The organism is Lysinibacillus sp. PWR01, from assembly GCF_043359455.1.
GTDB classification, from domain to species: domain Bacteria; phylum Bacillota; class Bacilli; order Bacillales_A; family Planococcaceae; genus Lysinibacillus; species Lysinibacillus fusiformis_F.
In genome coordinates, this window is record NZ_JBHERJ010000005.1 from 1 (window position 1) to 22022 (window position 22022).

Annotated in this window: 19 protein-coding genes, 1 riboswitch and 1 other annotated feature; of the genes, 4 read left to right on the forward strand and 15 right to left on the reverse strand. The window is 37.8% G+C overall.

Annotated elements, in window-relative coordinates; translation table 11 throughout:
* Nucleotides 1–39: 39 nt before the first annotated feature.
* Nucleotides 40–783 (reverse strand): TerC family protein, encoded by a 744-nt coding sequence (locus ACEVFT_RS00555; protein ID WP_205446732.1) that lies wholly within the window; start codon nucleotides 781–783, stop codon nucleotides 40–42.
* Nucleotides 784–1083: 300 nt separating this feature from the next.
* Between ACEVFT_RS00555 and ilvA the strand changes: the two genes are divergently transcribed.
* Complete coding sequence (gene ilvA, locus ACEVFT_RS00560) at nucleotides 1084–2346, forward strand: threonine ammonia-lyase IlvA (protein WP_205446731.1); 1263 nt, start codon at nucleotides 1084–1086, stop codon at nucleotides 2344–2346.
* A gap of 113 nt (nucleotides 2347–2459) precedes the next feature.
* Here ilvA and ACEVFT_RS00565 read toward each other — a convergent pair whose 3' ends face one another.
* The 3 genes from ACEVFT_RS00565 to ACEVFT_RS00575 form a co-directional block, all read right to left on the reverse strand.
* Complete coding sequence (locus ACEVFT_RS00565) at nucleotides 2460–3254, reverse strand: ABC transporter ATP-binding protein (RefSeq protein WP_036078189.1); 795 nt, start codon at nucleotides 3252–3254, stop codon at nucleotides 2460–2462.
* A 31-nt stretch (nucleotides 3255–3285) separates the two neighbouring features.
* Nucleotides 3286–4275, reverse strand: coding sequence for an ABC transporter permease (locus tag ACEVFT_RS00570; RefSeq protein ID WP_205446730.1), 990 nt, complete (start codon nucleotides 4273–4275; stop codon nucleotides 3286–3288).
* A gap of 85 nt (nucleotides 4276–4360) precedes the next feature.
* The gene (locus tag ACEVFT_RS00575) at nucleotides 4361–5383 is read right to left on the reverse strand and encodes an ABC transporter substrate-binding protein (protein WP_393947562.1); all 1023 of its coding nucleotides are present in this window, start codon (nucleotides 5381–5383) and stop codon (nucleotides 4361–4363) included.
* A gap of 321 nt (nucleotides 5384–5704) precedes the next feature.
* A riboswitch (PreQ1 riboswitch) is annotated at nucleotides 5705–5749 on the forward strand.
* 6 nt (nucleotides 5750–5755) lie between these two features.
* Between ACEVFT_RS00575 and ACEVFT_RS00580 the strand changes: the two genes are divergently transcribed.
* Together ACEVFT_RS00580 and trpB are read left to right on the forward strand one after the other, a co-directional pair.
* On the forward strand, nucleotides 5756–6238 hold the full coding sequence (locus tag ACEVFT_RS00580) for a QueT transporter family protein (protein WP_393947564.1): 483 nt from the start codon (nucleotides 5756–5758) through the stop codon (nucleotides 6236–6238).
* Nucleotides 6239–6306: 68 nt separating this feature from the next.
* Nucleotides 6307–6506: a binding site (T-box leader), on the forward strand.
* 59 nt (nucleotides 6507–6565) lie between these two features.
* On the forward strand, nucleotides 6566–7729 hold the full coding sequence (gene trpB / locus ACEVFT_RS00585) for a tryptophan synthase subunit beta (RefSeq protein ID WP_393947565.1): 1164 nt from the start codon (nucleotides 6566–6568) through the stop codon (nucleotides 7727–7729).
* A gap of 44 nt (nucleotides 7730–7773) precedes the next feature.
* Here the strand turns inward: trpB and ACEVFT_RS00590 are convergent, their stop codons facing one another.
* The 3 genes from ACEVFT_RS00590 to ACEVFT_RS00600 form a co-directional block, all read right to left on the reverse strand.
* Nucleotides 7774–9393, reverse strand: coding sequence for a long-chain fatty acid--CoA ligase (locus ACEVFT_RS00590; protein ID WP_393947616.1), 1620 nt, complete (start codon nucleotides 9391–9393; stop codon nucleotides 7774–7776).
* A 193-nt stretch (nucleotides 9394–9586) separates the two neighbouring features.
* Complete coding sequence (locus ACEVFT_RS00595) at nucleotides 9587–10540, reverse strand: L-threonine 3-dehydrogenase (RefSeq protein ID WP_004225462.1); 954 nt, start codon at nucleotides 10538–10540, stop codon at nucleotides 9587–9589.
* 351 nt (nucleotides 10541–10891) lie between these two features.
* Nucleotides 10892–12562, reverse strand: a complete 1671-nt coding sequence (locus tag ACEVFT_RS00600) for a methyl-accepting chemotaxis protein (protein ID WP_393947567.1) — start codon at nucleotides 12560–12562, stop codon at nucleotides 10892–10894.
* Nucleotides 12563–12797: 235 nt separating this feature from the next.
* Between ACEVFT_RS00600 and ACEVFT_RS00605 the strand changes: the two genes are divergently transcribed.
* Entirely contained in the window at nucleotides 12798–13973 is a 1176-nt protein-coding gene (locus tag ACEVFT_RS00605; RefSeq protein ID WP_393947568.1) for an FtsW/RodA/SpoVE family cell cycle protein, read from the forward strand.
* Between the two features lie 57 nt (nucleotides 13974–14030).
* Here ACEVFT_RS00605 and ACEVFT_RS00610 read toward each other — a convergent pair whose 3' ends face one another.
* From ACEVFT_RS00610 to ACEVFT_RS00645, 8 genes are read right to left on the reverse strand one after another with little or no spacing between them, the layout of a single operon-like run.
* A complete protein-coding gene (locus ACEVFT_RS00610; RefSeq protein ID WP_205446722.1) occupies nucleotides 14031–15011 on the reverse strand; it encodes an N-acetylglucosamine kinase in 981 nt (326 codons plus the stop codon).
* Between the two features lie 12 nt (nucleotides 15012–15023).
* Complete coding sequence (locus tag ACEVFT_RS00615) at nucleotides 15024–16025, reverse strand: asparaginase (protein ID WP_393947569.1); 1002 nt, start codon at nucleotides 16023–16025, stop codon at nucleotides 15024–15026.
* 18 nt (nucleotides 16026–16043) lie between these two features.
* Nucleotides 16044–17195 carry an ROK family transcriptional regulator gene (locus tag ACEVFT_RS00620; protein ID WP_349726553.1) on the reverse strand — a complete coding sequence of 384 codons (1152 nt, stop codon included), beginning with the start codon at nucleotides 17193–17195 and terminating at the stop codon, nucleotides 16044–16046.
* Nucleotides 17196–17209: 14 nt separating this feature from the next.
* Nucleotides 17210–18091, reverse strand: a complete 882-nt coding sequence (locus ACEVFT_RS00625) for a sugar phosphate isomerase/epimerase family protein (protein WP_393947570.1) — start codon at nucleotides 18089–18091, stop codon at nucleotides 17210–17212.
* A 1-nt stretch (nucleotide 18092) separates the two neighbouring features.
* A complete protein-coding gene (locus ACEVFT_RS00630) occupies nucleotides 18093–19151 on the reverse strand; it encodes a Gfo/Idh/MocA family protein (protein ID WP_393947571.1) in 1059 nt (352 codons plus the stop codon).
* Between the two features lie 13 nt (nucleotides 19152–19164).
* Nucleotides 19165–20043: a sugar phosphate isomerase/epimerase family protein gene (locus ACEVFT_RS00635; RefSeq protein ID WP_205446718.1), complete on the reverse strand. Its 879-nt coding sequence runs from the start codon at nucleotides 20041–20043 to the stop codon at nucleotides 19165–19167.
* Nucleotides 20044–20061: 18 nt separating this feature from the next.
* Nucleotides 20062–21027 (reverse strand): ABC transporter ATP-binding protein, encoded by a 966-nt coding sequence (locus ACEVFT_RS00640; RefSeq protein WP_205446717.1) that lies wholly within the window; start codon nucleotides 21025–21027, stop codon nucleotides 20062–20064.
* The gene (locus tag ACEVFT_RS00645) at nucleotides 21020–22012 is read right to left on the reverse strand and encodes an ABC transporter ATP-binding protein (protein ID WP_205446716.1); all 993 of its coding nucleotides are present in this window, start codon (nucleotides 22010–22012) and stop codon (nucleotides 21020–21022) included. The genes ACEVFT_RS00640 and ACEVFT_RS00645 overlap by 8 nt, the downstream gene beginning before the upstream one ends.
* Between the last annotated feature and the right edge of the window lie 10 nt (nucleotides 22013–22022).

Here is a 22022-nt window from a genome sequence, read left to right on the forward strand (position 1 = left end):
AAAGTACTGTTCTCATTTTTGGAGAACAGTACTTTTTAATTAGGCAGCTCTTACTTTCTTCATCATGTGCACAATGATTGTGATGGAAAAAGCAATCACTAAAAAAAGGAAGAATAAATAATGTGGAATATGAATATTGAAAACACTCACTAACATTTTCAAGCCGATGACACCTATAATAATGAAGGCCGTTGCTTCAAGCTCTGGAATTTTTTCGATGATGATTAAAAAAACACCTGCAATGGTCCTCATCATTAATATCCCTAGCATCCCTCCAATTAAAAGCACCCATACTTGATCTGATACCGCAAAGGCAGCGAAGATGGAGTCAATTGAAAAAGCAATATCCATGAGCTCAACAGAAATGACCGTTGCCCAAAAGGTGCCAAAAAGACGCACCATCCATCCCGACCTCTTTACCTCCTTCACACTATCCTCATTCCCTATTTGGAGGAAATGAGCCACACAGAGCCACCCCAAATATAAAGCACCTAATACTTTAATAAACCAAAATTCTACAAGATAAACACCTATGCCAATAAATAAAAATCTAAAAAAATAGGCACCTAGCATACCGTACATTAATGCCCTTTTTCGTTGTTTATCTGGTAAATGTTTCACTAGTACCGCTAATACCAGTGCATTATCTGCCGACAGCAATCCTTCTATAATAATTAATGAGGATATTAGTCCCCAGGATACAGGGTCCATTAATACTTCTTGCCACATCGCCCAATCGAAAAATTTCCAATATGTAGATAAAATCCCTTGAATGATGTCCACTACTTACCCTCCTACTTGTCCTAACCTAATCTAGTATATGCTTGGCCATTATTGTTATGAGAGTTTTATTTTTTGGATTTGATTCAACAGAGTTTAAATGATTTTCTTCACTTAAAATGTACTATTTCGAGGTCTGACACATCGCTTTTTTTACAAAAAAATAGGCTATATCAAGATAAAACGCTTACATCTCCAAATAGACACGGAAAATTTAGAATTTACTAAAAATTACTCCCAAAAAGCAAATAAAGTGTGCTATCATAGATAAATGTTTTAAACGTATAACGGAGGATGAATACTATGGAAGTTGCTGATACTAGAACCGTGCAAGTGGAGAATGTCCTGATTGCACATCATTTTTTAAAAGATGTAGTTGTGCACACACCACTACAAAAAAACGATTATTTATCCGAGAAATACGGAGCTAATATTTATATTAAACGCGAAGATTTACAGCATGTACGCTCATTCAAGCTTCGTGGTGCCTATTATAAAATTAAAAAAATCGAGGATGAAGCACGCAATGCTGGGGTTGTCTGTGCAAGTGCAGGCAATCATGCACAAGGTGTAGCTTATGCCTGTGCCCAATTAAAAATTCAAGCAAGCATTTTTATGCCTCAAACAACGCCGAAGCAAAAAATAGACCAAGTGCGTATGTTCGGACGTGAATATGTGGAAATTATTTTGGCAGGAGATACATTCGATGATTCTGCTGAAAGCGCCTTGAGCTATTGTGAAGAGCATAGTAAAATCTTCATTCATCCATTTGATGATCTCGATGTCATTGCCGGTCAAGGAACGGTAGCGGTAGAAATTATGAATGATATGGAGGAGCCAATCGACTACGTATTCGGTAGTATTGGTGGTGGCGGCTTAATGTCAGGCGTGTCTGCCTACATTAAAAACCTCTCTCCTTCTAGCAAAATTATTGGTGTGGAGCCTGCAGGTGCTGGTAGTATGAAGGCTGCCTTTGCTGAAGGTGGCACAGTTGCTCTTGATTGGATTGATAAATTCGTTGATGGTGCTGCTGTAAAATGCGTCGGTCACCACACTTACGATGTTTGTCGTCGCTATTTAGATGATATTGTTCTTGTACCTGAAGGCAAGGTATGTACGACCATTCTAGATTTATATAATAAACATGCGATTATTGCCGAGCCTGCTGGAGCATTATCAGTGGCAGCTCTTGATTTTTATAAAGAAGAAATTAAAGGTAAGTCAGTCGTTGTCATCATCAGTGGTGGTAATAATGACATTGGACGGATGCAGGAGATTAAAGAAAAGTCACTTATTCATGAAGGCTTACTTTACTATTTCATCGTCAGCTTCCCTCAGCGTGCAGGAGCATTACGTCAATTCCTCACTAGTGTACTTGGACCAAACGATGACATTACTACCTTTGAATATACGAAGAAAAACAATAAGGAAAGTGGCCCTGCACTCGTCGGTATTGAGCTAGGTGATCGTGCTGAATATGAAGGACTACTTGCCCGAATGGATGAATTCGGCTTCAAGTACAAAGAAGTAAACAACGACATTCAACTATTTGGTTTACTCGTTTAACATAAAGAGTCTCACTTCTCTGCAAGTGAGGCTTTTTTATTGTGATAAAGTTTATCAAACGTTTTATCGCCCTAAACAAAAAACGCCCATACAAGTGTATGAGCGTTTCATCATTAACCTAAAAGAGCACGGTCTGAATTCATTTTTTCCCCACGAATGCGTTCAAACTCAGCCATTAAATCAGGGATTGTTAATTCATGTTTGCGATCTTCACCAACTTCTAAAATGATTTGGCCTTTATCCATCATAATAAGACGATTGCCTAAATCTAATGCTTGTTGCATATTGTGCGTTACCATTAATGTCGTTAAATTATCTTTTTCCACTAAGTACTTCGTAATACGAGTAATTAATTCTGCACGTGATGGATCAAGTGCAGCCGTATGCTCATCCAGCAATAAAATAGATGGCTTTGTGAAGGTAGCCATTAAGAGCGACAAAGCTTGACGTTCCCCACCTGAAAGTAAGCCTACTTTTGCAGAAAGGCGATTCTCAAGATTCAAACCAAGCATCTCTAGTGATTCTTTAAAAAATTCACGACGCTTTTTATCCACACCATTACGTAGCCCTCTATGCTTATTGCGAGAGTATGCTAGAGCTAGATTTTCTTCAATTGTCATCGTAGGTGCCGTTCCCGCCATTGGGTCCTGGAAGACACGACCAATGTATTGAGAGCGTTTATATTCAGGCAAACTTGTCACATTATTACCATCAATTAACACTGTCCCGAAATCAGGTGTTAAAGCACCTGAAATCATATTCATCATCGTTGATTTACCTGCACCATTACTACCAATGATTGTCACAAAATCACCAGGCTTTAAGTGTAGGTTAATCTCTGCAAGTGCAATTTTCTCATCTGGTGTTCCCTCATTAAATACCTTATTAATACCATGTAATTTAAGCAAGGCCTTTTCCTCCCTTCTCTACTGTTTTTACTTACGAAAGTTCTGCAGCACGCTTGGCTTTACGTTTACGTTCCTTACTCTTATTGATAATTTGCGGTAAAATCAGCGCCAAAATAACGATGATAGCCGTAATTAATTTCATGTCTCCTGAATCAAGAAAATCTACACGTAATGCTAATGCTAATATAATACGATAAATGATGGCTCCTGCAATGACGGCAAAAGTTGTACGAATAATGGTTTTAGTCCCAAAAATAGCTTCACCAATAATAACGGATGCAAGACCGATCACAATCATACCAATCCCCATACTTACATCTGAAAACTTCGAGTATTGTGCGATTAAAGCTCCAGAAAATGCGACAAGTGCATTGGAAAGTCCTAGCCCCAAAATGATAAGTGTATCTGTATTTGCTGAGAAGCTGCGAATCATTCGTTTATTATCACCAGTTGCTCGGATAGCTAGCCCGACCTCTGTCTTTAAGAACCAGTCTGCTATTAACTTAATTAAAATCGTGATGATTAATACGACAATCAGCACACTCCATGTACCTGGTACATGCTGAAAGCCCATGCCTTTTAATAGGTTATTAAGAGCAGCATCGATCCCTAAATTGCTCCAAAAAGCTTGAAACTTTGAAAAGATTGTTTCAGAGTTTAATAGTGGAATATTCGGGCGACCTATCGTATTTTCTGCAGTTAACCCCATGATGCGTAGATTAATCGAGTATAAAGCAATCATCATTAAAATCCCTGATAATAGTGGATTAATCTTTCCTTTCGTGTGAAGAATTCCTGTCATACATCCAGCAATAAATCCAGCAACAATTGCCACTAAAGTCGCTAAGATTGGGTGGTAGCCAAGCAAAACCATTGTTGCTGCCGTTGCCGCCCCTGTTACAAAGCTTCCATCAACCGTTAAATCCGGAAAATCTAACACCCGAAATGTTAAATATACACCAAGTGCCATAATTGCATAGATGATTCCTTGCTCCACTGCGCCAAATAATGCTAAAAACATCGTTGAATCATCTCCTAAATCTCTTAATTATTTATATCGCTTGTAAAATGAAGATAAAGCGGGGATAGTTCTCCCCCGCTTCGTTTTACTTTTCTAGAATTTCTGCACCCCAAGAATCTTTCATTTCGATTCCTAAATCATCCGCTACTTTTTTATTGATTAATAGTTTCAGATTTTGAGGATATTGTGCCGGTGTATCAGCAGGTGTTGCTTCACCTTTTAAAATTTTCACAGCCATTTGACCTGCTTCATAACCGATATCGAAATATTCAAATCCATAAGCAGCTAAACCACCACGTGCCACAGAATCTAATTCTCCTACGATTAATGGTAATTTATTCGTATTGGCAACATCAATTACCGATTCTAAAGCAGAAACTACTGTGTTATCAGTAATAATATAGAAAGCATCTACTTTACCAATTAGAGATTCTGTCGCTTGCTTTACATCTGCTGAAGTGGATGCTGATGCTTCTACCACCGTTAAACCTTGTTCATCCATAACCTTTTTCACTTCTGAAACTTGTGCAACTGAGTTTTGCTCACCCGCATTGTAGACCATCCCTACTTTTTTCGCACCAAGGTCTTTTAAGAATGCTACTGTTTTAGAAATCGTTTCAGGATGTAGATCAATTGTGCCTGTAATATTTTTCCCTGGCTTCTCCATTGAGTCGATTAACTGTGCACCAACAGCATCTGTAACCGATGTAAAAATAATTGGAATATCACTTGTTGCTGTTGCAGCTGCTTGTGCAGAAGGTGTAGAGTTAGCAAAAATTAAATCTACGTTTGCACTCACTAGATTGTTAGCAATCGTTGTGTTAAGGCTGTTATCTCCTTGCGCAATTTGTGGATCGTATTCAACTTTTAAGCCAGCATCTTCAATTGCTTTTTTAAAGCCTTCCGTTGCTGCGTTTAACGATGGATGCTCAACTATTTGAGTAATCCCGATTTTATATGTTTTATCGTCTGCATTTCCGCTCTCACTTGCATTGTTTGTTTCATTTCCTTTTGAATCTGTTGTACTAGAGCCACCACTACCACAAGCAGCAAGTAGTAACACTAATCCAAAAAGAAGGAATGATAGCTTCTTCACATTGCTTTTCACAAATAATCCCCCCGATTATGTTCTCAAATATCTACCGCACTTTATCCAAACAAAGTGTGAATGTATCGCTATATTATCGTTATTATCGAGCTCAGTCAACAACATTATGAATGTTCTGACTTTTAAAAGTGACAAAATATTTTAGTTTTTCATTCAATTTGGCGCTTTAAACCGCTAAACTACGCTGTTTTAGTTATTCTATTTCTTTTTTCAACATAGTAAAAAATATTTATGACAATTTTGCGACGATAGGACACTATAGACAAAGTCTGACATTTGACTTCTACTAGATATGTATAATAAAATATTTACTTGTGTGAAAGCACCGTGGTTCGTAACCATCCCACGAAAAAAAACTAAGGAGAAATGAATATGAAAATAAAATTTTTAGCAGCAAGTGGTATCATTGCGGCTCTCTATATTGCTGTGACCATGCTTGTTGCACCATTTGGTTTTACGGAGGTACAGTTCCGAGTATCCGAGATGTTTAACCATTTAGTAGCATTTAATCCACGCTTTGCCGTAGGGATTATTATTGGTGTATTGATCTCTAATCTATTTTCACCACTTGGCATTTACGATTTAGTGTTTGGTGTAGGTCATTCAATGATTACACTTGGCCTGTTTATTTTAATCTGTAAATTTGTCAAAAATATATGGGCACGTTTAATTATTAATACATTGCTATTTACATGCACCATGTTTATCATTGCCTTTGAACTGAACTTAGCCTTAGAGCTGCCATTCTTTTGGACTTGGCTAACAGTAGCAGCGGGTGAATTTGTTGTATTAGCTGTCGGTGCGCCGATTATGTATGCATTAAACAAACGCCTTCACTTTAATAATTTGATTTAACTGACGGGTCTTTTTAGATTCGTCTTTTTTCTTGACACTATTCTGAAAATATTCTACAATTCTTTCTAATAAATGCAAGGAAGAAGAGTAGTAGCAAGCATTGTTACTTCAAGAGAGCTGGTGGGCGGTGTGAACCAGTAGTACAGACTTGTGAATGGACTTCAGAGCAGCCTTATCAAATGTAAGGCCGATTTGCTCCCCGTTACCGGAGCAGGAAAGCGCGCAAAAATTGCGAATAAAGGTGGCACCACGGTTACTCGTCCTTTTTATGAGGGATTGGAGTGGCTTTTTTTTATGGGAAAATTAGCATAGAGGAGTCGAGTAAAGATGAGTACAGTAGTAGAGAAAAAGGGATATTTCGGTGAATTTGGTGGAAGCTTTGTTCCAAAGGAGCTTCAAAATGTTTTAAATATACTAGATGAGAATTTTCAAAAGTATAAAGAGGATGATGACTTTAAGCAAGAATTAGATTACTATTTCCGTGAATATGTTGGTCGTAAATCCCCACTTTATTTTGCAGAAAATTTAACAAAGCAATTGGGTGGTGCAAAAATTTATTTAAAACGTGAAGACCTTAACCATACAGGCTCACATAAAATCAATAATGTACTAGGACAGATCTTACTAGCCAAACGTATGGGAGCAAACCGCGTGATTGCCGAAACAGGTGCGGGTCAACATGGTGTAGCAACAGCTACAGCTTGTGCCATGTTTGGAATGGATTGCACGATTTATATGGGCTTGGAGGATACAAAGCGTCAGGCATTGAACGTATTTCGCATGGAGCTTCTTGGCGCGAAAGTCGTAGCGGTTGATAAAGGGCAGGGTCGCCTAAAGGATGCAGTTGATGAAGCATTTGCTGACTTAGTAGAAAACTATGAAACTACGTTCTATTTATTAGGTTCAGCAGTTGGTCCACATCCCTTCCCTACAATGGTTAAACATTTTCAATCCGTGATTAGCCGCGAAAGTCGTGAACAGATTTTAGAGAAAGAAGGAAAGCTTCCAACAGCGGTTCTTGCCTGTGTCGGCGGTGGTAGTAATGCCATTGGGGCATTTGCTGACTATATTGCAGACGAAGATGTTCGCCTTATTGGAATAGAGCCGGATCAAGCTGCTACCTTAAACGAAGGAACACCAGGTGAGCTACACGGCTTCAAATGCTTAGTGCTGCAGGACGCAGACGGTAATCCGCTCCCAACCTATTCAATAGCAGCTGGTTTAGATTATCCCGGTGCTGGACCTGAGCATAGCCATTTGAAAACAATTGGTCGTGCTGAGTATGTGACCGTGACCAATGAAGAAGTTTTAGAAGCATTCCAAGTACTTTCCAAGGTTGAAGGTATTATTCCTGCTCTTGAAAGCTCACATGCAGTCGCACATGCTCTAAAATTAGCACCAACTTTATTACCTGAGGAAAGCATTATTATTAATATCTCTGGTCGTGGTGATAAAGACGTTGAACAAGTTTTCCACATGTTAACTAAATAACTCAACAAAAGAGCGACTTCCGTTTAGAGAAATCGCTCTTTTAACTATACCAACGATCTAGGATAAAAATCTGCTACATTATCTCGCAGCTTTGCTTTCAGAAATTTTCCAACAGATGTCTTTGGAATTTCCTCTAAAAATACGACTGCATCTGGTACCCACCATTTGGCAAATTGATTTTCTAAAAAGGCAAGAAGCTCTTGTTCAGTTACTGATTGCCCCTCTTTCAATACCACACAAGCTAATGGACGCTCCTGCCATTTAGCATGAGGCATGGCAATGACAGCCGCTTCTAAAACCGCATCATGCGTCATCAGTGCATTTTCCAAATCAACAGAGGAAATCCATTCGCCACCTGATTTAATAAGATCCTTCGTACGGTCAGTAATTTTAATAAAGCCATCCTCTGTTCGTACTGCAATATCACCAGTATATAACCAGCCATCTCGATAGGCATCTGCTGTTCGTTCATCCCGATAGTATTCGTTAGAAATCCATGGACCTCTTAAACGCAATTCCCCCATTGTGTTGCCATCCCAAGGTACTTCACCCTTCTCATTAATGATACTAGATTCGATACCTGCCATCGTCATCCCTTGCATCGCTCGAGCTTCAATACGTTTTTCAATCGGCCAATCATCCATCCATGACATATAGTTGGAAAGTGCCACGATTGGTGTAGTTTCTGTCATGCCGTACACAACAATATAAGGAATTCCGTATTTTTCCTCAAATGTCCGAATGAGTCGGGTTGGTGAAGCCGAGCCACCACAACATATCGCTCTTAAAGAACTAATATCTCGCTCTTTCTTTTCCTGCTCCTGTAATGCGCCTATCCAAATTGTTGGTACACCAGCGGTTAATGTAACCTTTTCTTGTTCGATTAAATCCATTATTAACGCTGATGTAAATTGCGGACCTGGTAGAACTTGTGTAGCACCCACATTGACACTAGCAAAAGGTAACCCCCATGCATTTGCATGAAACATTGGCACAATTGGCATCACGACATCTCTTTCTGCAATCCCCATAGAATCAGACATACTCAGCATGTTGCTGTGTAATACTAACCCCCGATGTGAATAGACAACTCCTTTTGGATTCCCTGTCGTGGCACTTGTATAGCACATACCAGCAGGTGCTTCTTCATCAATATCCTCTGGAAATTGAAATTCTTCATCAGCAGTAGCTAATAACTCCTCATAAGATAAAACATTTTGTAATGTGGTCTTTGGCAAAGCTGTATCATCCGTCATAACAATATAGTGTTTCACTGTCTTTAGTTTTGGCGCAATATTTTCAATGATCGGTAATAAATCTACATCGACCATTAAAATCTCATCTTCTGCATGATTAATAATATAGATCAAATGCTCTTCTGATAAACGAATATTTACCATGTGTAAGATTGCCCCTGAGCAAGGTACAGCAAAGTAGGCTTCTAAATGCCGATGCTGGTTCCACGCAAAGGAGCCAACTTTCGTTCCTCTTGTCATCCCAAGCCTCGTAAGAGCATCTGCTAAACGACGCGTTCTTTTTGCCCACTGTCCATATGTTAAACGGTGTATTTTGTGTGGGCTTGTCCGTGAAATAATTGATTTTCTTGCAAAATAGCTCTCTGCTCGTTTGAAAAAACTAGTTAAAACTAATGGTGCTTGCATCATAAAACCCATCATCCCTTCATTTGTGAATTTTCCCCTTGTGAAATCGTCACAGCATCAATTTAACTGAATACTATTAATATTCCGAATATTATTATATTTTAATTCCATAATTTAATCTATATATTCCAATAATTTTCTTTTATATACATATAAAAAACGGATGAAGTCTAGTTCTTCACCCGTTGCTTATCTATTATGAAATTGCTTTTTTATGCAGTTTAATTTTCAATTTCTCTAACATATCTACCGTCATTTTAGCTAAATCATACTCTGCTTTGAAGCCCCACTCTTTTTGAGCCGCTTCAATATTTAAAGAGTTTGGCCAGCTATCTGCAATGGCTTGACGAACTGGATCTACCTGATAGCTCATTGTGAAATTTGGTAAGTGTTTCTTGATTTCGGCCGCGATTTGCGAAGGTTCAAAGCTCATAGCAGTAATATTAAAAGCATTGCGATGAACGAGCTTACTACCGTCCGCTTCCATTAAATCTACGATAGCTTGTAGAGCATCTGGCATGTACATCATATCCATGAACGTTCCTTCTTGAATATACGATGTATACTTGCCTTGTTCGATGGCTTCATAGAAAATTTCTACTGCATAATCTGTTGTACCACCACCTGGAGGTGTTACATAAGAAATTAATCCTGGGAAGCGTACTCCACGTGTATCAACACCAAAACGATTGAAATAATAATCGCATAATAACTCACCCGCTACTTTATTTACACCATACATGGTTGTTGGTCGTTGCAAAGTATCCTGTGGTGTATCTTCCTTAGGTGTAGACGGACCAAACGCACCAATTGAGCTTGGCGTGAAAAATTGCATATTTAGCTCACGTGAAACTTCCAATGCATTCATTAATCCGCCCATATTTAAATTCCACGCTAACAATGGATTTCTTTCTGCTGTTGCTGATAATAATGCTGCTAAATGCATCATTGTATCTGCACCGAAGTCCTTTGCTAAATCATGCATTCTTTGTCCATCTGTCACGTCCAATATTTCAAATGGGCCCTTAGTATGTTCAAGCTTTCTAATGTCTGTAGCAAGTATATTGTCCTCTCCATAAATACCACGAAGTTTTTCTACAAGCTCAGAACCAATTTGACCAAGTGCTCCAGTAACAATAATCTTTTTCATTTCCCAAAACCTCCACATGTGAACAATTGTACTTTCAGAAAGTACAAAAATATATTGATAAACATTGATTTAATAACACTTTCAATGAAATTCATTATAATGTGTTCGTTTTGAAAATACAACAATTATATTAATAATATTCCTTACAAGGAACATACAATCCCTTATTCACAGTATATGAGGACATAAAAAATATTGTGCTACAAAAATATATAAAACACAATTGTACATCTCAAAAATACACAGCATTTACACTTTCTTAAACTAGTTTTGTAACCATGCAAAAAAAGAATCTTCTTTGCTATTTTTTGCAAAGAAGACCCTTTTTAAATATTATTCTTTAATATTAAATTATATCGAAAAACGTTTGACAGCTATTTGCAAAACTTTTGATACTTTGCGCAATTCTTTAATATAATTATGGAACTGTTGCTGAGCTGTTAATTGATCAGCTGTTAATGCAGCTACATGCTTAGTAGACACGGCATTCGTATCGGATAAAGCTGTCAACATAACCGCATCCTGACTTACCGTCTTTGTATGATTGGCAATCTCTTGAACCGTAGCAGATACTTCCATAATATACGGCTTTATAGTATGTACTTTTTCTAAGATTTGATCAAAACTTGATGCCGTTTGTCCTGTGACAGCAACACCTTTTTCAGTCGCCACTAAAACGCCTTCCATCATTTGTACCGCATAGCTCGAATCTAAATGGATGTTCTGTACAATGGATGTAATCGTTTGTGTTGATTGAACGGTTTGCTCTGCAAGCTTACGTACCTCATTAGCCACTACTGCAAAACCTTTCCCATGCTCTCCTGCTCTTGCAGCTTCAATAGATGCGTTTAACGCTAGTAAATTAGTTTGTGCTGTTATTCTTTCTATTACTTCAATCATTTGGTCAATCGATGCTGCACGCTCAACTAGATTAAAAATTGCTGTATTAGATCTTTCAACCGCCTGCTTAATTGCTTGCATTTGCGTTAAATTAGCCTGTACAATTTCTGTTCCACTTTCTGCATCTCTGGCTGTTTTTTGTGCAAAACTTTCTACAACCTGAATCTTTTCTAAAATAACCTGTACATCATTTAAAACTTCCTCTAAGGAAGCCGTATTCGAAGCTAATTTATTAGAAGAAGCGGTCGTTGACTCGGAAATAGATTGTACATCCTTTGCTATTTTTAATGTCGTTGTTGATGAATGCTCAGAGGATTTCTGCAATTTCCCTGTCATTTCTTCTACTTCATAGGCACTGTCAGTAACAGTATGGAGTAGGCGTTTCACTTCAGTTACCATTTGATTGTAGGACAGGACTACTTCACCAAGCTCATCATGAGCCACGTAACTTGCGTTGGCAGTGAAATCACCCTGTTCTGCACGTTTTAATAATGACTTTAGTTGACGTGTTGGCACATTGACTGCCTTCGTTGCGATAAATCCGATAAGGATTACAAGCAAGACAACCGCTAAGCATACACCGCCTAGTAACCAGTAGCCAAATTGCACATCTTTTTGATAAGCCTGCTGTTGGTCTTTTGCTCTTTGAACTAAATAATTTTGCGTATCCTCTAATAATGTATGACTTTCCTGACTAATTGGTAAAAAAGTTTGCAAATAAAACTGATCTAGCTCACCATGGTTCAATTGCTTAAAGTCCTCAATGGCTTCTTCCTGCTTCTTCAGCAATGACTTATACTTCTTAATTTGATGACTCATCTTTTTATCAATTTCTTGGCTATCTAGATGCTCTAAAGGCTGTGCCATGTTTTGTAAAATGGCTGCCATTTCTTTATCGTCACCCTTCGAATCTACTATAAAATCTAATCGACGCTGTGATTCTTCTAGCTCATTTAGCCATCCAATTGGGACAAGTCCCTGTGTGTAACTCTCACTTGCATGCCACGACATTTTCCTTAAATAATCTACACTAAATACACCTAGCAATACATTCGATAATACACAAACAATCATGAGTACAAGTAACTTGTCCTTCACCTTAACGAAACGGAAAAAATGCATGATCCTTGGCTCCTCCTCCAACTCTTACCAATAATGATAGTATAGAGATATAAAGCCAGTGTTATGTTTTTGTAAATTTTGATCGATATATTAAGAATTTATACCCACCCTTTAGTTCTATTTAGGTAATTTAACTTGCAAATCTATTCATACTATTGCTTCTTATTCGTACTACTTTTTGAATAAACATTTGCAACCTTCCATACATTGCCAACGTTGATAATAGAGAATGGGGGTGTTACATTTGACGCAATTCAAGAAGTTAGACTGGAATTTAGTAATAAGTCTTCTTTTACTCGGTGGTATTAGTTGCCTTTTTGTCCATTCGAGTAGTGTAAATTTCGAACAATATTCAAGCTCTTTTATTATCAAGCAATTTTTATTTTATCTCATAGGATTAACCATCATGTTTGGGATATCCTTACTTGATATTGAACAGTTGAAGAGAATCGGATGGCCATTTTACTTCCTAATCGTTGCTTTAACGGCTGGGCTTATTGTTGCACCAGAGAGCATTGCCCGGACAATCAATCAAGCAAAATCATGGTATCAAATCCCTTTTTTAGGTTCCCTCCAACCATCGGAATTTTTAAAGTTCGCTTTTTTAATAGTTGTGAGTAAGGTCATTATTGCTCATCAAGAGAAAAATGTCCGCCCCTCTTATCTAGCGGATTTTTGGCTACTTATAAAAATTGGGCTCATTGTCCTTCCTCCTTCACTTCTTGTTTATAGGCAACCCGATACAGGTATGGTCATGTTGTATATGGCAATGATTTTACCGATGATTTTCTTTTCAGGTATTCATAGAAAGCTTCTTGTCGTTTTTACAGCTGTCCCTTTAGTTATCATCAGTACGATTGTCGTGCTCTATGTCAGTTTTAATGAATTTTTTACAGAGAAGGTTTTAGGTGCTCTATCAGGACATCAGATTTCAAGAATTTATGGATGGCTTCAGCCTTATGAATATACAGATTCTTCTTTTCAAGTACGTCAAGGCTTTATGGCCATCGGATCAGGAGAGTTTGTAGGCAAGGGCTATCTACATAACAATGTCTATGTACCAGAAAAGCATACCGATTTTATATTCTCTACTATTGCAGAAGAGTTAGGTTTTGTCGGAGGAGCATTTGTGATCACTCTATTATTTTTTGTTATCTATCGTATTGTTCTTATTACGGTAGTAGCGCGAGATCCCTTTATGACTTTAATGGGGGCAGGTATTTCAAGCTTACTAGCCTTCCAAATTACTCAAAATATTGGCATGACCATTGGGCTTTTACCAGTCACAGGTGTCACCCTACCCTTTTTAAGCTATGGGGGAAGTTCGTTATTATCCAACTTTATGCTTATTGGAATCGTCATGATCATACATAAATCTTACAAGGGATATATGTTTAAAGTAGGGGACTAACAAAATGCAAGTAGAGGATGGTACATACCATTCTCCACTTGCTAGATTAAAGGGGGATTAATTCGTTAAAAATGCCTTCATACTTGTATTATATTGATCGATAAATAGCTTAGCTTCATTACTAGGTAATTTTAATGCAGCTAAAGCAGCACCACCCACTGGTAAACTATAAGCACCCATGAAGTCATACTGATTACTATTCTTTTTATCAATAGCGACTAATTTTTCAATAAATAGCCTCAACTCATTAAAAACGCCACCAGCTAGCACTACTTTGACACGGTTATCTGCAAACGGATTTTTTTTGTAACAAGCGTCTATACTTTGATATAAAACATGGCACACTTGATCAATAATTGTATTGGCTTCTCCATCACCACGTTTAGCGCATTCGATTGCTACCTTACTTAAAGGAGATATTGTATCACGCGGATGACCTTCACCATATACCACTTCAATTATCTGCGGAACGGATTGTAACTGAAAATAGTCTAATACTGCTGCTGTTAGGAGCGTTTCAGGACCTCTTTTATCAAATGCTTTAAACACCGCTTTTAATGTGCGAATGCCAATATCATAGCCACTGCCCTCATCATCAAAAATATAACCCCACCCTGCTGTACGCTCAATCCTTTCAGATGAATCTATACTGAGTGTAATCGCACCCGTACCAGAAATCTGTACGATGCCAGGCTGACCCAATGTTCCCGCATACAGCGCGTTCAACCCATCATTCGATAGAGATAGTTGACAGTCTTTCGGTAAAAGCGAGGTTAATAATGCATGGGTAATTTTCTCATTATTATTTTCTGTTACACCAGACAGTCCCGCATGGCACTTTGTAATGTGTTGAAATTCGTGAGGTTGTTGTCTTTTTAAATCATTTATTAATTCTGTTATCGTCTCTGTAAATTGCTCGAAGCTCATAGATGTGGGATTACTTTTGCCCGTTTCTGCTAGCGCCATAATTTGCCCACGACAAGTTGAGATTGTCGCAATTGTTTTCGTTCCACCACCGTCTATTGCCAAAACATACAAGTACCTTCACCTCTATACAATTTTAATTGTAGAAACAATTTCCCCGACCTCAACCCCTGCGTCATTACGCACAAATGAAGGAGACAATGCTTTAATACGCTCAATTGTTTCTTGATTTGTATACTGAATTTGTTCCAATACAGAAGCAATTACATTGGGCCACGGACTTTCTGAGCCATTCATAATTTTCAAGGCAAAACTTAGCCCTTCATTTCTTAGAGCAAAACAGTATACGCCCTGTGCTCCGCCCTTCGCCACAATATTAGGGTCCTTTAATAATGCCGTACAAATAAAGTTTTGCGCTGCAATGATATGATTCTCTTGATTCATTACTGCTGTAAGCTTTATTACTGCTTCACGAATCAGTTGATCATCAATCAATTCTGGTCGTGCTAGCTTTAAATAAGCAATTGCCATATTTTTTAGCGGGATCGCAAAGACAGGCGCACCACAGCCATCAATCCCTGTACCAATACTCTCCACATCATATTCACTTAAATAAGCAATGTATTTTTTTATCATCTGCTGCAATGGATGTTCTGGCTGGCAATATTGCTTGACATCATAGCCATTTGCTAGACAGGCAGTTAAGAATCCTAAATGCTTGCCCGCGCAATTATGAAATAGTTTTCTCTTTTCATATCCCTGTTGAATATATTGTGTTTTAGGTTCCTCATTTAATGGATAGGATGCTGCACATATTAAATCATTTTCATTAATAGGGAGTTTTTCCAGCAAAGAGACTAATGCCTCTTGATGATAAATTTCGCCTCTTTGTGAAGCCAGAAATAATGCACTTTCATTAGAAGTAATCCCGTATTTTTCTATAAAATCAGTCATAAAAATGGGAATGGCTTGAAATGGTTTTGCTGCAGAACGAAAATACACAGGCTCATAATCTTGACCTACAGAGACGAATTCTTCCTTCGTTAGATTCACAGCACTCATTTGTCCATAATGCACATTTTCCATTAATCCTGAACGATACTCCTTTAAAAATTCTGAGTAAGCCACGAATCAACCAACCTTTCTTTAAACAGACAGCAACTGCTTTTGTGCTTGTAATGCCGCTCCTTTAACAACCCCTTCTTTTAATTGATTTGAAAACTGCAAATCAAAGTAGGGTTGTAATTCCTTCCATATATACTGTTTACACTTTTCACTAAGTAGTTTTTGAAATGTCACATTGTGCTCAATAATTTCTCCACTGACGATAACAGCCTCTGGTTCGTATAAACAAACTAGATTATTGATGGCAATAGCTAGAAAAGTAGCTACATCTTGTTGAATATCGATCGCCCATTGCTCGCCTTGATCAACACACTGCAAAATCTCTTCTATTGATTGAATATTAAGATTTTTAGGTGTTCTTTTTAACAGCGTAACTTCAGAAACATACATCGATAAGCATCCTCTTTTACCACAGTGACACATTTCACCAAAGGGATTAATCGTTATATGACTTATTTCTCCAGCTTTATTTTGAATGCCACGATACACTTCTCCATTTAATAATATGGATGCTCCTATTCCCGTTCCAATTCCGACTAAAATACAATTTGAATATAGTGGCGTATAGATATCACCAATTTCAGCAATGATTTGCATTTTTAATTCATTATCTACGATGACTTCACAACCAAAAACACCATTTAAATCTTCTCTTATATGGCAGTTTTCCCACTTCAATTGCTCAGAGGAAACGATTATCCCTTCCTCGTTATTGATTACTCCTGGAATTCCTATCCCGATGCCTAGTAATTTATCCTGAGCAATCTGATATTCTGTCATGATATTTTCTATAGATCGTTTTAGTAGATGTATGGCTTCTTCGTATTGATGCTTGATGCTACATTTGACTTCCTGAAAGGCAATAAGCTTCCCCAAGAAATCTAGTATACCTATTCGAATAGTAAAACAGTCAATTTCTATCCCAATCGTATATAATGCATCTTCGCGCATATGGATTAACGTAGGACGTCTACCAATGGCTGTTTCTTCCGATACCCCTTCAAGAATAAAGCCTTCTGCTTCTAGCTCTTGCACAATACGAGTAATGGTCGTAGGGCTCATTTTTGTATATTTTGATAATTGAATTCTTGAAATTGGCGCCATCTGCCTTATTGCGTCAAGCACAATATATTTATTTTGTCTTCGCATTTGTACTTGATCTTGCTTTTTCAAATTAGATTCAACCCCTATTTAAACTTTTCTATGAATTGTACAGCTTCTTTGATGTCTTTTTCGGGATTTGATCTCACTTCTCGTTCAATAGTTAAATAGCCATTGTATCCGATTTCTTGTAAAGCTGAAAAGTAAAGCTCGAAATTGACATCTCCATGACCTAATGGAAGTTCTCTGAAAAACTCTCCATTTTCCACCATTTCTTCTATTTTATCATGAGATGTTCCAGAATCGTATCCTAAGTACCCGTACACATCTTTAGGATTCGTTGGCTGCAGTTGAATACCATCCTTTACATGTGTATGTACAATATACTTCTTTAATCGTTTGACTCCAGCTACAGGATCATCTTTTGTTACCATCACCATATTGGCAGGGTCAAAATTAACCGATACACCATTCGTTGTAAGCTTATCTAGAAATCCTTTTAATGTTTTACTCGTTTCTGGCCCTGTTTCAATTGCAAAATAAGCATCTAATGATGTAGCATATTGCCCTAATTCTTCGCAAGCTTCCAGCATTGTTTGATAGATTGGATCATTTTCATCTTCAGGAATAATACCAATATGGGTTGTAACGATGGATGTTCCCAGGTCCTTGGCTAATTGCAGTATTTCTTTTGATTTTTTTATTTTCCAGGCATTTTCTGTTTTGTCTTGAAAGCCATGCCCACCTAAATCTCCACATAATGCGGAAATCTCTAAACCTAACTCTGAAATGTACTGCTTCAATTCTGCTCTTTGGGCAGTATTTAAATTATCTGGGTCCAACTCACCTGAAACGGCATACATCTGTACCCCTTGTGCACCAACTTCTTTCGCCTTTAATAAACCTTCACGAATAGGCAATCGAAAGCTGTCTACTATCACGCCAATTTTATTGTCCAATTTCACCATCTTAATAAACAACTTCCTTTCCTTCAGTTGCAGAAATATAAATGCCTTCTAAGATTTTCATAATTTCTACCCCATCCTCTACAGGTGCAACAGAATCATAATGATGGAGGCAACAATCAACAAATGAATTGATTTCATTTTGAAAGGCTGTCGCAAAATCAAATGTTAAATCGTTAATTTGAGGATGAATATTTAAAATCGTATCATGCTCTTCACTTACAATTTTTAATTCAGGCTCTAGCTCTGCTCCACCATTCGTGCCATAAAGCTTAATACTTATTTCATCTTTAATGGCATGTAGTGTATAGGAAACGTCTACCATTAGCGACGCCCCATTCTCGAATGTAATGAGAGCATTTGCTAAGTCTTCTACTGTATTTTTAGTAGCATCATAGTCTGCAGCCTTGTAAAAGGATAAATTTTCAATATGGTTTCGATTTCCTAATTGATTATAGGTATGACCTGCTATCCGCTTCACCTTTGGTCTACCCATTAAATACCAGCAAATATCAATCACATGTACGCCTAGATCAATTAAAGGCCCGCCACCAGACTTATCTATTTCTGCAAACCAGCCGCCTGGATTCCCTAATCTTCTTAGACAGGAAGCTTTGGCATAATAAATATCGCCCAGTTTGTTATCGTCGATGAATCTTTTCAGTACTTTAGTATTTGTTGCAAACCGTCTTACATAGCCCACTTGAAATACTTTCTGATGCTTTTCTGCAATCTGTTGGATATTTAAAGCCTCTGCATAAGTCATAGATAGCGGCTTTTCTATTAGAACATGTAAGTCATTTTCCAAAGCAAGAATGGCCAATTCTGCATGCGTATTATTCCATGTACAAATACTTACAGCATCCACATTTTTGTCTGCGAATAACTCTTCTTTCGAAGAAAAAACATGCGTTGCTCCAAATTGTGCTGCTTTTGCTTTGCCTCGTTCGATGGAAGCATCATACACGCCATATAATTCAACAAATGGATTATTCTTATAGGAACCTAAGTGATAATCTGAAATAGAACCTGTGCCAATTACACAAACCTTTAACTTGTTCATGTGCTTTCCCCCTTTAGAGCTTGCATTCGTCCCATAAACGACGTACATTATCCATTCCTATTTTTGAACCAACTTGACAATCTTCCATCCCTTCAAACTCCACTGTAAGATAGCCATCATATCCACTGCCTTTTACGAGCTTAATAATTTCGCGAATATTTATATCGCCATGTCCGACAATAGCTCCTCTGATGTAATTGTTATGAACTGTACGGAACCATTCGCCCTCACCAGGATTTTCATAATAAGGACGAATATAAAAATCTTTGAAATGCACTGTAGCAGCATAAGGAATGTTTTTCATAACACCAATTAAAGGTTCTTCATCAATACATAAAAAATTCCCGATATCTAAAGTTGTTTTAAAGTTGTCTCTGTTTACCGCATGAATTAATTGTTGTACACGATCACTTGTTTGAACATTAAAGCCATGATTTTCAATCGTTGTTGTAATATTAAATTGCTTCGCGTAATCTGCAATCAACTGACAGCCTCTCACCATTTCTTCAAAGTGCTCATTGTAATAATGAATGGTTGTTTGCTCCTTTGGTAAAGTAAAGAGAGTAACATCATGGCGCATAATGTTAATGCCCATATGATGTACTACATCAACATGTTTCTTTAAGCGTTCAACTTCTTCTAGAAAAGCTTCCTCCGTATCCTGAATAAAGTTAGCTGGTAACGAATAGGCCGATAGCTCTAATCCTAGCTCTGCTGCTTTTTCTTTAATTTGTGTTGCAAGTTCATAGTTATCTACAACAGTAAATTCATAGGGCACTAATTCTACATGCTGCCCTCCGTTGTCTGCTACCCATTGCAAAACATCCAGAACATTCATTTCCCCCTGTCTCATTTTTTTGACCATACTATATGTGCTTAACCCTATTTTCATTTATATACACCCTCTCGATTAGTTGACAAAGTGACATGCGACACTTTGCTCTTCGTTAATTTTTTTCATTTCCGGAATAGCTTGCTTACATATATCTGATGCAAAGGGGCACCTTGTGTGGAAGGTACAACCACTTGGCGGATTTTTAGGATTCGGAATATCACCAGTTAAAACGATCTTCTTTTTTCGTAATGTTGGATCTGCTATCGGCACGGAAGCAATAAGCGCCTGTGTATAAGGATGCTTTGGTTCATTAAATATGGTTTCTTTCCGCCCGATTTCTACAATCGAACCTAAATACATGACACCTATATAATGGCTAATATGTTCTACAACACTTAAATCGTGAGAAATAAAGAGATAAGATATTTTATATTCTTGCTGCAATTGCTTTAATAGATTCAATATTTGCGATTGTATAGATACATCCAACGCAGACACAGGCTCATCAGCAATAATTAATTTTGGTTTTGTTATTAAAGCACGTGCAATGCCTAAACGCTGTCTTTGTCCACCACTGAACTCATGCGCATAGCGATCGGCATGTTCAGCATTTAATCCAACGACTTCCAGCATTTCAAGCACTAGTTTTTCACGCTCAGCTTTCGAAAGTTTTGTATGAATTTCTAAAGGCTCACCAACAAGCTCCTTTACCTTCATTCTCGGATTCAATGAGGCATATGGGTCTTGAAAAATCATTTGAACATTTTGCCTTAAATGCTTTAATTCAGATTGCTTTGCAGTTGCAACTTCTTTCCCATCCACAACGATACTTCCATTTGTTGGTGCTATTAATCTAGTGATTAACCGGCCAGTAGTTGATTTGCCACAACCACTTTCCCCAACTAAACTAAATGTCGTACCTTCTTCTATTTCAAAGGAAACATCTATGACAGCATTAACATATTGCTTTTTTTGAAATAACCCACCCGCTATTTGAAAGCTTTTTTTTAAGTTTTCCACTTTTAAAATACTGTTAGGCATTTACTTCCACATCCTTTTTCGCATATAGCCAGCAGCTACATTGCCGTGTAGCTGAAATTTTCACTGTCGGTGGACTCTCCTGATGGCATATAGACATCGCTTGATTACATCGTGGAGCAAATTTACAACCATTCGGCATATTTTGCGGGGATGGCACTTGACCATTGATAGAATCTAATACTTCTTTGTTATCACCAATTTTCGGTACAGATGCAATTAAACCTTTTGTATAGGGATGCTTTGGGCTAGCAAATAACTCAAAGACATCTGCTTCCTCTACAACCTGCCCTGCATACATTACAACTACCCTATCGCACATTTCAGCAACAACACCTAAATCATGTGTGATTAATAAAATAGCTGTCTCATTTTCTTCCTTTAGCTTTTTCATTAGCTCTAAAATTTGAGCTTGTATCGTGACATCAAGCGCAGTGGTTGGTTCGTCAGCAATGAGTAAATTAGGATGGCAGGCCATAGCCATGGCAATCATTACTCGCTGACGCATTCCTCCTGATAGCTGATGTGGATATTCATAAATGATTTCCTCGGCTCTTCCTATGCCCACACTTTTTAACATTTGGATTGCATGATGCTTACTTTCGTTCTTCGGCAGCTTCAAATGCATCTCAATTGCTTCCATTAATTGCTTGCCTATTTTTAAGACAGGATTTAAAGAAGTCATAGGTTCTTGAAAAATCATGGCCATTTGCTTGCCACGAATCTTCCGAATTTCTGATTCGGGCATTTTCGTCAAGTCATCTCCATTAAAATGTATAGAGCCATTGACGATTTTGCCTGTAGTGCCATGGAATAATTGCATGATGGATAGTGATGTTAAGCTTTTTCCACTACCCGATTCTCCCACTAAGCCTAATATCTCTCCTTTACGGATGGAAAAATTGACACCTCTTAAAATCTTGATTTCCTTTTTATCACGCGTAAAGGACGTTTCTAAGTCACTTACTCGCAATACATGTTCTGGCATAGGCATTCTC

Bases quoted from the DNA above. Each gene is read 5' to 3' on its own strand.
- ilvA (WP_205446731.1), top strand. From the start codon at position 1,084: ATGGAAGTTGCTGATACTAGAACCGTGCAAGTGGAGAATGTCCTGATT.
- ACEVFT_RS00570 (WP_205446730.1), bottom strand. From the start codon at position 4,275: ATGTTTTTAGCATTATTTGGCGCAGTGGAGCAAGGAATCATCTATGCA.
- ACEVFT_RS00580 (WP_393947564.1), top strand. From the start codon at position 5,756: ATGAAAATAAAATTTTTAGCAGCAAGTGGTATCATTGCGGCTCTCTAT.
- trpB (WP_393947565.1), top strand. From the start codon at position 6,566: ATGAGTACAGTAGTAGAGAAAAAGGGATATTTCGGTGAATTTGGTGGA.
- ACEVFT_RS00590 (WP_393947616.1), bottom strand. From the start codon at position 9,393: ATGATGCAAGCACCATTAGTTTTAACTAGTTTTTTCAAACGAGCAGAG.
- ACEVFT_RS00595 (WP_004225462.1), bottom strand. From the start codon at position 10,540: ATGAAAAAGATTATTGTTACTGGAGCACTTGGTCAAATTGGTTCTGAG.
- ACEVFT_RS00600 (WP_393947567.1), bottom strand. From the start codon at position 12,562: ATGCATTTTTTCCGTTTCGTTAAGGTGAAGGACAAGTTACTTGTACTC.
- ACEVFT_RS00625 (WP_393947570.1), bottom strand. From the start codon at position 18,091: ATGGTGAAATTGGACAATAAAATTGGCGTGATAGTAGACAGCTTTCGA.
- ACEVFT_RS00630 (WP_393947571.1), bottom strand. From the start codon at position 19,151: ATGAACAAGTTAAAGGTTTGTGTAATTGGCACAGGTTCTATTTCAGAT.
- ACEVFT_RS00635 (WP_205446718.1), bottom strand. From the start codon at position 20,043: ATGAAAATAGGGTTAAGCACATATAGTATGGTCAAAAAAATGAGACAG.
- ACEVFT_RS00640 (WP_205446717.1), bottom strand. From the start codon at position 21,027: ATGCCTAACAGTATTTTAAAAGTGGAAAACTTAAAAAAAAGCTTTCAA.
- ACEVFT_RS00645 (WP_205446716.1), bottom strand. From the start codon at position 22,012: ATGCCAGAACATGTATTGCGAGTAAGTGACTTAGAAACGTCCTTTACG.